Origin of the sequence: Streptococcus sp. WM07, assembly GCF_004570525.1 — a bacterium.
Lineage (GTDB): Bacteria > Bacillota > Bacilli > Lactobacillales > Streptococcaceae > Streptococcus.
Map to the genome: position 1 here is coordinate 1 of NZ_SPPZ01000046.1, position 15,797 is coordinate 15,797.

At 42.5% G+C, this 15,797-nt stretch carries 7 protein-coding genes; 5 read left to right on the plus strand and 2 right to left on the minus strand.

Annotated features, from left to right (window positions below; genetic code table 11):
* A partial coding sequence (locus E4T71_RS06465; RefSeq protein WP_135038241.1) for a DUF1542 domain-containing protein occupies positions 1 to 2,440 on the minus strand: 2,440 nt, incomplete at its 3' end.
* Positions 2,441 to 2,728: 288 nt separating this feature from the next.
* The gene (locus E4T71_RS06470; RefSeq protein ID WP_135038243.1) at positions 2,729 to 10,618 is read right to left on the minus strand and encodes a DUF1542 domain-containing protein; all 7,890 of its coding nucleotides are present in this window, start codon (positions 10,616 to 10,618) and stop codon (positions 2,729 to 2,731) included.
* A 352-nt stretch (positions 10,619 to 10,970) separates the two neighbouring features.
* Between E4T71_RS06470 and E4T71_RS06475 the strand changes: the two genes are divergently transcribed.
* The 5 genes from E4T71_RS06475 to E4T71_RS06495 all read left to right on the plus strand — a co-directional run bounded on the left by E4T71_RS06475 (position 10,971) and on the right by E4T71_RS06495 (position 15,322).
* Complete coding sequence (locus tag E4T71_RS06475; RefSeq protein ID WP_135038245.1) at positions 10,971 to 11,735, plus strand: amino acid ABC transporter ATP-binding protein; 765 nt, start codon at positions 10,971 to 10,973, stop codon at positions 11,733 to 11,735.
* A 9-nt stretch (positions 11,736 to 11,744) separates the two neighbouring features.
* A complete protein-coding gene (locus tag E4T71_RS06480; protein WP_135038247.1) occupies positions 11,745 to 12,551 on the plus strand; it encodes a transporter substrate-binding domain-containing protein in 807 nt (268 codons plus the stop codon).
* Between the two features lie 9 nt (positions 12,552 to 12,560).
* The gene (locus E4T71_RS06485) at positions 12,561 to 13,265 is read left to right on the plus strand and encodes an amino acid ABC transporter permease (RefSeq protein WP_135038249.1); all 705 of its coding nucleotides are present in this window, start codon (positions 12,561 to 12,563) and stop codon (positions 13,263 to 13,265) included.
* A 17-nt stretch (positions 13,266 to 13,282) separates the two neighbouring features.
* A complete protein-coding gene (locus tag E4T71_RS06490; RefSeq protein WP_135038251.1) occupies positions 13,283 to 13,933 on the plus strand; it encodes an amino acid ABC transporter permease in 651 nt (216 codons plus the stop codon).
* Between the two features lie 420 nt (positions 13,934 to 14,353).
* Positions 14,354 to 15,322 (plus strand): IS630 family transposase, encoded by a 969-nt coding sequence (locus tag E4T71_RS06495; protein ID WP_135038253.1) that lies wholly within the window; start codon positions 14,354 to 14,356, stop codon positions 15,320 to 15,322.
* The last annotated feature ends 475 nt before the right edge of the window (positions 15,323 to 15,797 follow it).

A 15,797-nucleotide genomic window follows, 5' to 3' on the forward strand; every position in this document is an offset into this window, starting at 1 on the left:
CTGCTTCTGCATCAACTTGAGCCTTAGCTGCTGCTTTCTCTTCGTCTGTTAGATCAGAGCGAGCGTCAATTTCATCCTTCTTGGCTTGAGCGGCTTCATCGACGGCTTTCTTCGCTTCAGGCTTAGCCACTGGCGATGGATTCACTGAATTGATAGCTGTTACACCTGAATCCTTCGTTGATTTGACTGCTTCCTGCGTGCTTGCAGAATCAACTGCTTGCTTAGCCTCACTTGCCTTCTCATCAACTTCAGACTTAGCAGCTTCTTTCTCTTCATCTGTTAAATCAGAGCGGGACTCAATCTCTGACTTCTTAGCGGCTGCGGATTCGTCAATCGCTTGCTTGGCTTCATTCTTAGCCACTGGCGATGGATTTACTGAATTGATAGCTGTTACACCTGCATCCTTCGCTGATGTGACTGCTTCTTGCGTGCTTGCAGAATCAACTGCTCGCTTAGCCTCACTTGCCTTCTCATCAACTTCAGACTTAGCGGCTTCCTTCTCTTCATCTGTTAAATCAGAGCGAGCGTCAATCTCTGACTTCTTAGCTTGGACAGCAGTATCTATAGCCTGTTTAGCTGTGTTTTTGGTATCTGCATCCGGATTGACTTTAGAGATAGTCTCAACACCAGTATTTTTTGCAGATTCAACATCTGATTTATTCGTAGCAGTATCCACGGCTTCTTTTGCTTTTGTCACCTCAGAATCAATCTGAGATTTAGCTATCTCTTTTTCTTCAGTTGTTAAATCACTCCTGGCATCAATAGACGCCTTTTGATCATTTGCTGCTTGATCAATAGCATCCTTCGCTCCATTTTTTATATTTGATTTTCCATCCAGTCCACTTTTAGCATCTTCTATCGCCTGCTTAGCTGCATCAATTTCAGCCTGACTGGCACTTGGATTTTGAATGACTTTATTAGCATCCTCAACTGCTTTATCATAAGCATCCTTTTTATCTTGACTTGCATCTGTGTAACTATCATCGGATTTAGTTGAAGTATTTTGATTAACAGTATTTTTAAGTGTTTCCTTATCTGTAACATGAATCACAAATGACTTTGTAGATTCCCTACCAGCTCCATCTCTAACTCTTACGGTTACATTATAATCACCCTTTTCTGATGTAGGATTTCCAGTAATCGTTTTATTCGCATATTTTAACCCAGCTGGTAATCCCGTTACCGTTACCGTTGGATTTCCTTGCGAGATTGTAAAGTTAATGTTTTTTTGAAAAGAAGCGCCTTTGGCAACAGTTTCATCAGTCAAAGAAGCAATATCTGGGTTAAAAATGATGGTTTTACTCTTATCCATAACCGAGGTACTACCATCGTAGTTCGTAACTGTTACAGTACCATCATTTGCCACTGAAAATGTAGATGTTGGATTGAGCCCATTATTTAGTGGTACTGCCTTTATCGCATCCACAACTGCTTGTTTTTCGGCCTCTGTCAAGTTATTGGGATTAGCTACAAATGTCTTTACTGGATCATAAAGTAAAACAGTAATAGGAACGACTATCTCATCTCTTGATCCATCTGGATAAGTCGCAATAACCGTTGGCCTTTTTAGACCAGGAATACTCATATCAGGGAATTCCTTAAATGAATAGGAGGTCCCCTTAGGATGATAAGTTGTAACAACAGATCGATCTGCTTGGTTTTGCATATTTGCGTGATTAATATTTACAGCACGTTCACGCGGAATTAACTCATTCCTATCCGCCATTGTATCCCCGTTTCGGAAAACAGAATTTCGCATACTTCCGTTTCTTCGGCGAGAAGAAGAGTCACCATTTGCAGTTGGAACTAGGGCAAAAAGCAATTGATTCTGCTGAAGCTCATGAATTTCTTGAGTCAATTTATCTACTTCACTTGAAGCGAGTTTGTAACCTACTGGAATCTGAGTTGGATCCAGCGTAATAGAAATTACAACTGGTTTATCATCGGTTAAAACAGTGACTGTTTTTTCTTCAGAGCGTACAACTTCTTTTGTTTCCTGATTTACAAAGGTAACAGTGTATGGAATGGTTACTTCTCTAGATTCATTGTGATTATCGAAAGAATGAATATCCGAACTTTTTTCTTCAATCTCTTTAGGAGCTTCAACCTTGCTTGATTCCTTTGTAACTTCTACTACTTTTTCATCAGAGGTTTTATGAGAAGCAGTAGCATCCCCCTCTTCTTTTTCCTCAATAGATGGTTCAAGAAAAACTGGGTCAGCTAGATAAATTGAATTAGATTCTAATTCAGAATCAGCCGATGAATTATCTTTCTCTAAAATAGTTTGCTCATCAGATTTCAGTTCAACTTCATTAGCGCTGACAGAATCTCCAAATACAAAAAATGAGGAAATTGCAACTGAAGCAACACCTATATTAAATTTTCGAATTGAAAAACGTTGTCGGGTTTCAAATGGAAATTTCTTTTTTTTATTTTGCATGTATATCCTCTCTATTGACTATGTATCGCTATCTATTATCACATAAGTATGAAAGCTATTCAAGTAATATTGTCTACAACATAAGCCCCCAATAGCAGAATATATAAAAAGAAAACCACAGACAGATTCATTAAACATAGCATTTGCTTAGTTTTATCTGTCTGTGGCTTTAGTCATAAGCTTAGATTTCTCTCTGCTTCATTCCCCGATATCTGCTCTACAGGAAAAACATCAAGAAAAATTAATACTACTGGTAGGACCATAACCTAATGCAAAATAAGCGGTTTTTTAGTTTTCTTCTTTTTTACGACGAGTACGAACGCCTGCAAGCATACCCATCATTGCTAAACCTGTTGCCGCCAACATTTGGTTGGACTCCTCACCTGTATTTGGCAATTTACGCATATCTGTATCTGTCATTCTAGAAACAGCAGTTGTCCCTTTAGCAGTTGTCCCTTTACTTGATTTAACACTGCTACTATCAGAATTGATTGTAGAAATTGCTTCAATCTCAGCTTTTTGAGCCGATGTAACAGCAGCATTTGTTGTGGCTGCATCAATCGCTGCTTTAGCTTTAGCTGCAGCTTCATCGATTTTTGCCTTAGCAATTGCCTTCTCTGCGTCCGTCAAATCAGTTCGACTATCAATTTCAGCTTTAGCTTTAGCTGCAGCTTCATCGATGGCTTGCTTAGCAGCGTCCTTCGTTACTGCAGCTGGGTTGTTAGCCTTGATAGTATCAACACTAGCACCCTTAGCAGACTCAACACCGGCATTCGTTGTGGCTGCATCAATCGCTGCTTTAGATTTAGCAGCTTCGGCATCTACTGCTTCCTTAGCAGCTGCTTTTTCTTCAGCTGTCAAATCAGAACGAGAATCGATTTCTGCCTTCTTGGCTGTAGCAGCATCATCGATGGCTTGCTTAGCAGCATCCTTCGTTACTGCTACTGGGTTGATAGCCTTGATAGTATCAACACCTACACCCTTAGCAGAGTCAACGTCTGCATTCATTGTTGCCGCATCTACTGCTGCTTTGGCTTTAGCAGCCTCGGTATCTACTGCTTCCTTCGCTGCTGCTTTTTCTTCGTCTGTCAAATCAGAACGAGAATCGATTTCTGCCTTCTTCGCTGTAGCAGATTCATCAATGGCTTGCTTAGCAGTATCTTTCGCTACTGGTGCTTCTGAAACTGCCTTAATGGCTTGCTCGCCTGCATTCGCAGAAGATTCAACGCCTGCATTCGTTGTTGCTGCATCTACTGCTGCTTTAGCTTTAGCAACCTCGGTATCTACTGCTTCCTTAGCAGCTGCTTTTTCTTCAGCTGTTAGACCATCGTTGGCATCAATCGCTGCCTTCTTAGCGTTCGCTGCTTCATCGATGGCATTCTTAGCAGTTTCCTTCATTACTGGAGCTGGATTAATAGGCTTAATTGTATCAACACCGGCATTCTTAGCAGATTCAACGGCTGCATTCGTTGTTGCCGCATCTACTGCTGCTTTGGCTTTAGCAACCTCGGTATCTACTGCTTCCTTAGCCGCTACTTTTTCTTCGTCTGTCAAATCAGAACGAGAATCGATTTCTGCCTTCTTGGCTGTAGCAGCATCATCAATGGCTTGCTTAGCAGTATCTTTCGCTACTGGTGCTTCTGAAACTGCCTTAATGGCCTGCTCGCCTGCATTCGCAGAAGATTCAACACCTGCATTCGTTGTTGCCGCATCTACTGCTGCTTTAGCTTTAGCAACCTCGGTATCTACTGTTTCCTTAGCCGCTGCTTTTTCTTCAGCTGTTAGACCATCGTTGGCATCAATCGCTGCCTTCTTAGCGTCCGCTGCTTCATCCAGAGCTTTCTTAGCTGCTGTCTTGGCTGCTGGGTCTTCTTTCACATCGGCAACCGCTACTTCACCTGCTCGTTGAGCTGATTCAACACCAGCATTTGTTGTCGCTGCGTCAACCGCATCTTTAGCTTCTGCTGTGGCTTTGTCAACTTCTTTCTTCGCTGCTGCTTTTTCTTCAGCTGTGAGACTGTCGTTGGCATCAATTGCTGCTTTCTTAGCGTCCGCTGCGGCATCTAGAGCTTTCTTGGCTGCTGTCTTCGCTGCTGGATCTTCTTTCACATCGGCAACCGCTACTTCACCTGCTCGTTGAGCTGATTCAACACCAGCATTGGTTGTCGCTGCGTCAACCGCATCTTTAGCTGCTGCTGTTGCTTGATCAACTTCTTTCTTCGCTGCTGCTTTTTCCTCAGCTGTGAGACTATCATTGGCATCAATCGCTGCTTTCTTAGCGTTCGCTGCGTCATCCAAAGCTTTCTTAGCAGTATTCTTCGCTACTGGTGTTTCTGAGACTGCCTTAATGGCTGTTTCACCCGTAACTTTAGCTGATTCGACGTTAGCATTCGTTGTTGCAGTATCAACTGCTGCTTTAGCCTTAGCAACCTCAGCATCTACTGCTTCCTTAGCCGCTACTTTTTCTTCAGCTGTGAGACTATCGTTAGCATCAATCGCTGCTTTCTTAACGTCCGCTGCGTCATCTAGAGCTTTCTTAGCTGATGTCTTCGTTGCTGGGTCTTCTTTGACATCTGAAACCGCTACTTCACCTGCTCGTTGAGCTGATTCAACACCGGCATTCGTTGTCGCCGCATCTACCGCATCTTTAGCTGCTGCTGTTGCTTTGTCAACTTCTTTCTTCGCTGCTGCTTTTTCTTCAGCTGTGAGACTGTCGTTGGCATCAATCGCTGCTTTCTTAGCTGCCGCTGCTTTGTCTAGAGCTTCCTTAGCTGCATTTTTGGCTGCTGGATCTTCTTTGACATCTGAAACGGCTCTCTCACCAGCTGTTTTCGCTTCTTCAACACCAGCATTTGTTGTCGCTGCATCTACCGCTTTTTTGGCATCTGCTGTTGCTTTGTCAACTTCTTTCTTCGCTGCTGCTTTTTCTTCAGCTGTGAGACTATCGTTAGTATCAATTGCTGCTTTCTTAGCCTCTGCTGCTTTGTCAAGAGCATCCTTGGCTGCTGTCTTGGCTGCTGGATCTTCTTTGACATCTGAAACCGCTACTTCACCTGCTCGTTGAGCTGATTCAACACCGGCATTCGTTGTCGCCGCATCTACTGCATCTTTAGCTGCTGCTGTGGCTTTGTCAACTTCTTTCTTCGCTGCTGCTTTTTCTTCAGCTGTGAGACTGTCGTTAGCATCAATCGCTGCTTTCTTAGCATCTGCTGCGTCATCCAGAGCTTTCTTAGCTGATGTCTTGGCTGCTGGGTCTTCTTTGACATCTGAAACCGCTACTTCACCTGCTCGTTGAGCTGATTCAACACCGGCATTCGTTGTCGCCGCATCTACCGCATCTTTAGCTGCTGCTGTGGCTTTGTCAACTTCTTTCTTCGCTGCTGCTTTTTCCTCAGCTGTGAGACTTTCGTTAGCATCAATCGCTGCTTTCTTAGCCTCTGCTGCTTTGTCTAGAGCTTCCTTGGCTGCTGTTTTCGCTGCTGGGTCTTCCTTCACATTTGAAACTTCTAGCTCACCAGCTGTTTTCGCTGCTTCAACACCAGCATTACTTGTCGCCGCATCTACCGCTTTTTTAGCTGCTGCTGTGGCTTTGTCAACTTCTTTCTTCGCTGCTGCTTTTTCTTCAGCTGTGAGACTGTCGTTAGCATCAATCGCTGCTTTCTTAGCATCCGCTGCTTTGTCTAGAGCGTCCTTAGCAGCTTTCTTAGCTGCTGGATCTTCTTTGACACCTAAAACTTCTAATTCACCAATTGATTTCGCTTCTTCAACACCAGCATTTGTTGTCGCTGCATCTACCGCTTTCTTAGCGTCTGCTGTTACTTGATCAACTTCTTTCTTCGCTGCTGCTTTTTCTTCAGCTGTGAGACTGTCGTTAGCATCAATCGCTGCTTTCTTAGCATCCGCTGCTTTGTCTAGAGCGTCCTTGGCTGCTGTTTTCGCTGCTGGATCTTCTTTAACATCTGAAACGGCTGTCTCACCAGCTGTTTTCGCTGCTTCAACACCAGCATTTGTTGTCGCTGCATCTACCGCTTTTTTGGCATCTGCTGTGGCTTTGTCAACCTCTTTCTTCGCTGCTGCTTTTTCTTCAGCTGTGAGACTATCGTTAGCATCAATTGCTGCTTTCTTAGCGTCTGCTGCTTTGTCTAGAGCTTCCTTGGCTGCTGTCTTGGCTGCTGGATCTTCTTTAACATCTGCAACGGCTGTCTCACCAGCTCGTTGGGCTGATTCAACGCCTGCATTTGTTGTCGCTGCGTCAACCGCATCTTTAGCTGCTGCTGTTGCTTTGTCAACTTCCTTCTTAGCCGCAGCTTTTTCTTCAGCTGTGAGACTATCATTGGCTTCAATCGCTGCTTTCTTAGCCTCTGCTGCTTTGTCTAGAGCGTCCTTGGCTGCTGTCTTCGCTGCTGGATCTTCTTTAACATCTGAAACGGCTGTCTCACCAGCTGTTTTCGCTGCTTCAACATCGGCATTCGTTTTCGCTGCATCAACAGCCTTTTTCGCATCTGCTGTGGCTTTGTCAACTTCTTTCTTAGCCGCCGCTTTTTCTTCAGCTGTGAGACTGTCGTTAGTATCAATCGCTGATTTCTTAGCATCCGCTGCTTTGTCTAGAGCGTCCTTGGCTGCTGTCTTGGCTGCTGGATCTTCTTTAACATCTGAAACCGCTACTTCACCTGCTCGTTGGGCTGATTCAACACCAGCATTGCTTGTCGCTGCATCTACTGCATCTTTAGCTGCTGCTGTTGCTTTGTCAACTTCCTTCTTAGCCGCTGATTTTTCTTCAGCTGTGAGACTATCATTGGCATCAATCGCTGATTTTTTAGCATCCGCTGCTTTGTCTAGAGCGTCCTTGGCTGCTGTCTTCGCTGCTGGATCTTCTTTAACATCTGAAACGGCTGTCTCACCTGCTCGTTGAGCTGATTCAACATCGGCATTCGTTTTCGCTGCTTCAACAGCCTTTTTCGCATCTGCTGTGGCTTTGTCAACTTCTTTCTTCGCTGCTGCTTTTTCTTCAGCTGTGAGACTGTCGTTAGCATCAATCGCTGCTTTCTTAGCATCCGCTGCTTTGTCTAGAGCGTCCTTAGCTGCATTTTTGGCTGCTGGGTCTTCTTTGACATCGGCAACGGCTGTCTCACCTGCTCGTTGGGCTGATTCAACGCCTGCATTTGTTGTCGCTGCGTCAACCGCATCTTTAGCTGCTGCTATTGCTTTGTCAACTTCCTTCTTAGCCGCAGCTTTTTCTTCCGCTGTTAGACTATCGTTAGTATCAATCGCTGCTTTCTTAGCCTCTGCTGCTTTGTCTAGAGCTTCCTTAGCTGCATTTTTGGCTGCTGGATCTTCTTTAACATCTGCAACGGCTGTCTCACCAGCTGGTTTTGCTGCTTCAACACCGGCATTCGTTGTCGCTGCATCTACAGCCTTTTTCGCATCTGCTGTGGCTTTGTCAACTTCTTTCTTCGCTGCTGCTTTTTCTTCAGCTGTTAGACTATCGTTGGTATCAATCGCTGCTTTTTTAGCATCCGCTGCTTTGTCTAGAGCGTCCTTGGCTGCATTTTTGGCTGCTGGGTCTTCTTTAGCATCGGCAACAGCTACTTCACCTGCTCGTTGAGCTGATTCAACTCCTGCATTTGTTGTCGCTGCATCAACTGCATCTTTAGCTGCTGCTGTGGCTTTGTCAACTTCTTTCTTAGCCGCCGCTTTTTCTTCAGCTGTTAGACTATCATTAGCATCAATCGCTGCTTTTTTAGCATCCGCTGCTTTGTCTAGAGCTTCCTTAGCTGCATTTTTGGCTGCTGGATCTTCTTTGACATCAGCAACTGCTGTCTCACCAGCTGTTTTTGCATCTTCAACACCAGCATTGCTTGTCGCCGAATCTACCGCTTTCTTAGCGTCTGCTGTGGCTTTAGCAACTTCTTTCTTCGCTGCTGCTTTTTCTTCAGTTGTTAGACTGTCGTTAGCATCAATCGCTGCTTTCTTAGCTTCCGCTGCTTTGTCTAGAGCTTCCTTAGCTGCATTTTTAGCTGCTGGGTCTTCTTTGACACCCGCAACGGCTACTTCACCTGCTCGTTGAGCTGATTCAACACCGGTATTTGTTGTCGCTGAATCTACCGCATCTTTAGCTGCTGCTGTGGCTTTATCAACTTCGTTCCTCGCTGCTGCTTTTTCTTCAGCTGTTAGACTATCATTGGCATCAATCGCTGCTTTCTTAGCATCCGCTGCTTTGTCTAGAGCTTCCTTAGCAGTATCTTTAGCAGTTTTTTCAGGCTCAGCTTTCGAAATCCCGTCTAGACCAGATGTTTTTTCCTGCTTAACAGCATCTGAGCTAGTCGCATTATTAATAGCATCTTTCGCATCTTTAGCTGCATCATTAACAGCCTTTTTAGCCGCTTCTTTTTCTTCATTAGTCAAGTTAGGATTAGCATCAATAGCAGACACCTTATCATTTGCCGCTTGTTCAAGTTCAGCAATAGCATTATTTTTGTTTTCTTGAAGATTTGCATTTCCATTCAAGTCATTTTTGGCATTATTCAATGCATCTTTAGCTGCATCAATTTCTGCTTGAGTTGCACTTGGATTTTCTAGTACCTTTTTAGCATCTTCAACTGCTTTATCATAGGCAGCTTTTTTATCTTGACTTGCGTCTACATAATTATTGTCAGCTTTGGCTTCTTCATTTTGATCTGCTATCTCTTTAAGAGAATCTTTATCTGTCACATGAATCACAAATGACTTTGTAGATTCCCTACCAGCTCCATCTCTAACTGTGACTGTTACAGGATAATCACCTTTTTCAGATGTTGGCGTTCCAGTAATGGTTCTATCATTCGCATTATATGCCAATCCGGCAGGAAGACCTGTAGTTTCAACCACAGCATTCCCTTCAGCAACGGCAATATCAACTGTTTTTGAAAAAGAAGCACCTTTAGCTACAGTGTCATCTGTTAGATCAGCAATATCTGGATTAAAGGTAATGGTTTTACTCTTATCCATAACCCATGTACTACCATCGTAATTCGTCACTGTTACGGAACCATCGTTTGCAACTGAGAATGTAGACGTTGGATTGACGTTCTGGTTTTTTGGTACAGCCTTTATTGCGTCTACAATCGCTTGTTTTTCAACCGCTGTCAGGTTATTGCGATCGGCTACGAATGTCTTAGCGGGATCATAGAGCAAAACCCGAACATTAACAACCACTTCATTTTGGGATCCATCAGGGTACGTCACTACAACCGTTGGTTTTTGTAGACCTGGAATCGTAACATCAACTGCTGGTCGGCCATCAGGGCGTTCTTTGAAAGCATATTTCGTCCCCGTAGGGTGTGACCTAGTAACTACAGATCGATCCGCTTGTTTATCCATATCCTCATGACCGATATTAACTGCACGGTCACGTGGAACTAATGTATCATCATCCGCTTGTGTACCTGTATTTCGGAAAGCAATTCCTCGAAAAGCTGCAGAACGACGGCGAGAGCTGCTATCAGTTGAAGTCGTTGTTGGCACAAGCGCAAAGAGCAATTGGTTTTGTTGCAACTCAGCGATTTGCTGGGTTAATTTTAACTCTTCTCCCTTAGCCAATTGGTAACCTGCAGGCAATTCTTTAGGATTCACTTGAATAGTCGTTACAGCCTTGCTATCTGACGTTACGACTTCCGCCACCTTTTCTTCCGAAGCAATAACTTGTTGCGTTGCTTGGTTCACATAAGTAACAGTATAAGGAATCTCTACTTTACGAGTTTCACTCTTAGATGAGCTAGTCGTGTTCGAAGAATCTGTAGCAGCTGGTTTTGTTTCAGATTTAGCTTCTGTTGAAGTTTCTTTTTTCGTCTCTTCTGTAGAAGCTGTTTCTTCTTTAACAGCAGCATCTTTTTCAGCTTCTACTGTTTTTTCTTCTGTCGCAACTGGCTGTTCTGGAGTTTCAGCAGTCGGAGTCGTTGCAGTAGTTTCCGCAACTTTCGTATCAACCGCCTGAGGTTCCTCCTCGGCAGGCTCCTTTTGCTCTCCTACCTGTACAGCACTGGCTGTCGTAGCAGCCTCTAACTCACTGGCAGATACATCTGTTCCCATGATCATAAAAGCAGCAATTGCTACTGATGCAACCCCTACATTAAACTTTCGAATGGAAAAACGCTGACGCGTTTCAAAGGGAAACCCCTTAGACTTTTTCCTATTTTGCATAGAAATCCTCTCCTAAATATTATTTTTCAATTGTCATTTTCTCACACAATAAAGACAAATGCAAGAAATATAGCTGACAATTTGAAACAAATCATTGACAACTATAAAATGTTATGTTTTACAAGGGACACCTGACTCCTCCTGATTTTTTCGGTGACGGAAATAACAAGGCTCTCTAACTTGATAAAAACTCTCTAGCAACTTTCCCACATTCCAAATCGCTCTTCCTTTTATTTTTTAAAACAGCTAGTGTATATGTGTTAGGTTTTGTGACATCATTTATTGCAAATTCCCCTTGGCTTTGATAGAATAATAAAAATAGAAAAGGTTTTCTAACAGAAAGGAGAAAAATATGCCACTTATTCAATTCAAAAATGTCGAAAAATATTACGGTACTTACCACGCTCTTAAAAATATCAATCTCGAAATCGAGAAAAGTCAAGTCGTCGTCTTATTAGGGCCATCAGGTTCTGGTAAATCAACTCTTATAAGAACCATAAATGGATTAGAGTCTATTGAAACCGGTAGTCTTATAGTGAATGGACATGAGCTGGTTCATGCATCTGCAAGGGATTTAGTCCAACTACGAAAAGAAGTGGGAATGGTCTTTCAACACTTCAACCTTTATCCTCACAAAACTGTCTTGGAGAATGTAACCTTAGCACCCACCAAAGTATTGGGGATGGATCCACAGGAAGCCTTGAACCTGGCCGAAAAATACCTCACCTATGTAAATATGTGGGATCGTAAAGATTCCTACCCAGGTATGTTATCCGGCGGACAAAAACAGCGAGTTGCTATTGCCCGAGGATTAGCCATGAAGCCTGAATTACTCCTCTTTGACGAACCGACTTCCGCCTTAGATCCGGAAACCATCGGAGATGTTCTAGCTGTTATGCAAAAATTAGCACGAAGCGGAACCAATATGGTCGTTGTAACTCATGAAATGGGCTTCGCACGTGAAGTGGCCGATCGTATCATCTTTATGGCTGACGGAGAAATTCTTGTTGATACAACTGATGTTCATGGTTTCTTCGATAATCCGCAAGAACCAAGAGCCCAACAATTCCTAAGTAAAATCATCAATCATACTAGCGATAAGGTTCAAGAGGATTAGGAGGATACTATGAAACTTATGAAATGCTTCAACTTTTTAGTTGGTTTCTTCTTGACCCTCCTCTTCTTTTCCAGTAGTGTTACAGCTACCGATCTTCCAGATCAAATCCAAAAGATTAAGGACTCAGGAACCCTACGTGTCGGTGTCAAACAAGACGTACCAAACTTCGGATACCTAGATCCACAGGATAATCAATACCACGGCATGGAAATTGATATCGCCAAAAAAATCGCACAGGAACTTGGTGTGAAAATCGAGTATACACCTGTAACCTCCCACACTCGGGAACCCTTGATGGATAACGGGCAAGTCGACCTTATCATCGCCACTTACACCATAACCCCACAAAGGCAAGAATCTTACGCTATCTCTACCCCCTACTATTACGACCAAATCGGATTTTTGGTCAATCAAAAATCCGGTATTCAGAATCCAAAAAATTTAGATGGTAAAACCATTGGTGTCACCCAAGGTTCAACAACCAAGACCAATCTCCAAGCTTTCGCCAAAGAAAACAACCTTTCTTTTAATTTTGTAGAATTGGGCTCCTTTCCTGAATTAGCCATTTCTCTCTATGCACAACGTATCGATGCTTTTTCAGTCGATAAATCCATTCTATCCGGTTACACCAGTAAGCAAACTAAAATCCTAAATCAAGGATTCAATACTCAAGAATATGGTATTGCCAGTAAAAAATCCAACAATGAATTCATCAGCTATATCAATGTTCTTATTGAAAAATGGACCAAAGATGGTAGCCTCAAAAAAATTCAGGATACCTACAATCTCAAATCCGCATTACCAACTGAAAACTAAGGAGGGACTATGTTTCTTACAACCATCTCTTCCAGCCCCTTTGCACTAAATAAATGGGCTGCTCTATTTCAAGAATCTGCTAATTTCTTTCAAGGATTCCTTTACACACTTGGTTTATCCATAGGTGCTCTTACTGTAGCAATGCTCCTGGGAATCGTTTTTGCCATCATGGCATCTAGTCACAACAAAGTCGCTCGAATCTGTTCACGTATTTTTGTAGAATTTTTCCAGAATACCCCTCTTCTTGTTCACTTTGTATTTGTTTATTATGGTCTCGCCATTGTATCGCAAGGAGCTATTATGATTTCGGCTTTTTGGACCGGCATTCTTTGCGTCGCTTTCTATCACGGGGCCTATATCGCTGAAGTGTTTCGTTCGGGTATCGAGTCTGTCCCCAAAGGACAAACAGAGGCAGCCCTCTCCCAAGGTTTTAGCTATACGGAAACAATGAGGCTCATCATCATTCCTCAAGCAATTCGTACAATTCTACCACCGCTAACCAACCAAGTCGTAAACCTCATAAAAAACACCGCAACCGTTGCAATTATCTCCGGTGCAGACATCATGTTCGTCGCTAAATCCTGGGCTTTCGAGAGTACCAATTATGTCCCAGCCTTCGCTGGTGCCGCCCTACTCTACTTTATTCTGTGTTTCCCATTAGCTAGCTGGGGTAGGAAAATTGAAGAAGCTAATAAGCAGACCTACACGCTTTAATTTAGAAAGGAAATTCTATGTCTGAACTTTTTACCAGTTACAACCTAATCTTCCTTCTACAAGGCTTAGGTCTTACCCTCCTCATTTCTGTGTCCGCCATCCTATTATCCACCATATTGGGTACCCTTCTAGCGCTAATGCGAAACAGTAACAATCCTTTATTAAAACTCATAGCAGGCATTTATATTGAGTTCGTCAGAAATGTACCTAACCTATTGTGGATTTTCATTATCTTTTTGGTCTTTCAGGTTAAATCTCTCCCTGCAGGGATTCTATCCTTTACCATTTTTACCTCAGCAGCTCTAGCGGAAATCATTCGAGGCGGTCTCAACTCTATTGATCATGGACAGACAGAGGCTGGCCTATCTCAAGGTTTTACCAGTTATCAAATTTTCACCCTCATTATCTTCCCACAGGCCTTCCGCAAAATGCTGCCGGCAATTATTTCACAATTCGTGACCGTAATAAAAGACACCTCCTTCCTCTACTCGGTTATTGCTCTTCAAGAACTATTCGGAAAAAGTCAAATTTTAATGGGACGCCACTTCCAACCAGAACAAGTATTTACACTCTATGCTTTAGTGGCTTTAACTTATTTTATTATTAATTTCTTAATCTCCAGCCTCTCTCGAAAACTTGCTCTCCGTTGGAAGGACAGCCAAGTTTAGAAGATCGGTATAATCAATCAAGTGAGGGGAGACTGGGACAAAAATCTCAACCTTCCTATTTTTAGTTAGTGAAATAACCGCAACACAGTGGTTCATTCGCTCAAACAAGCTAATCAACTGTCCAACTCTCCTCACACCATCATGCTTCCTAATCTAGCACACGACGGCTCAATTAGCTTTTAACGCAGGTCACCTTTAAGCAATAATCTAGACAACTAACCAGAAAGTGAATCGCATGCAGTATTGGAACTGGCAGAACAGACTGCTAATGACCAAATTTGATTTTTGAAAAGCAAGCGCCTAATAACGGGGTAGATAAAAAGTCTCCAAAGTCTTGAGTAAAAACTCTGACTTTGGAGACTTTTTGTTATCTATAATGGATTGAAGTAAAATACAGACAATTGTTATAGAAATAGAGTTATGAAATTTACAGATGAAATGATTAACGAACTAAAAACTGCCCTAAAAACTAAAGATTTATCCTCCTACCACAAACGAATTCAAGCGGTTTATCTTAGAGCGACTAATACTCCCTATAAGACTATTATGGAGATACTTGATCTTTCTCATGATACTATTTGGAGACTAACTAAGAAATATCTAGAAGATGGTTTACAGGCCCTTGTTTCTGATGCTCGAGGAGGTCGCCGGCATGCTTATATGACGGTTGATGAAGAACAGGAATTTTTAAGTCAACAGCTAGCTTCTGCTATAAAGGGTGAGTTTATAACAATCGACTCTCTCTATGAAGCTTACCAAGAGCAGATCGGTCGTAAAACCACCAAAGATGGTTTTTATCGACTGCTAAAGCGTAATGGATGGAGAAAAGTTTCTCCTCGTCCTGAACATCCCAAAAAAGCAGACACTAAGACTCGCTTAATGTACCAAGATGAAGCTAGTTTCGGGAGAATTAGTAAATTGGGCTCTTGTTGGAGTCCTAGTGGACATCGTCCGACTGTCTCTAGTCACCATATCCGAGAATTTCGTTATTGCTATGGTGCTGTGGATGCCCATTCAGGAGAGTCCTTTTTCATAATTGCCGGAGAGTGCAATAGCGCTTGGATGAATGAGTTTCTATCTCAATTATCAGAAGCTTATCCCAATGACTATTTGATTTTAGTTATGGATAATGCCGTTTGGCATAAATCTCAGACCCTTGAAATACCTGAGAATATTGAATTTACATTCATACCCCCTTATACTCCTGAGATGAATCCAATAGAACAAGTTTGGGCAGAAATCCGTAAACGTGGCTTCAAAAATAGAACTTTTCAAACATTGGAATCAGTCATTGATAGGCTTCAAGAAGTTATCCAAAGCTTATCAACTACTCGCTTACGATCGATTGTCCATAGAGAATGGATATCTGCTAATTTTGATTCTGAATGAGTATCAGGTTTTGAAATCGAATGAATATAAACGTTCTACGTGAGGAACAACAACACAGACTTTTACCGCGTACTCCCTACTCACCGAACTATAATCCTATTGAAAAGAGACGACACACCCATCCTACCACAAAAGACCTTGCCCGAATTGGACAAGGTCTTTTGCTGTCTAGGAATTATCGTTAGATTTAAAACAACATTCTAACCCAAATTATTCATACATAACTAAAAAAACTTCCAGAATCGCTGATACATCATGGTTTCTGGAAGTTTTTGATTTTCACCCATTAGGTGAGACTTTTGACTGGACAAAAAAGGATTTCCCCTTTATGATATAAGCGCAAACCAAATCAAAATAGAAAGGAAACCCATATGTTCAGTCTAACAAATTACAATTCTAAAAACAACACTTTTTCTTTTGATGGTGGAAATCTAACGAATTACGGAGGATTACTTCTCTTTAAAGTACTTTTTGA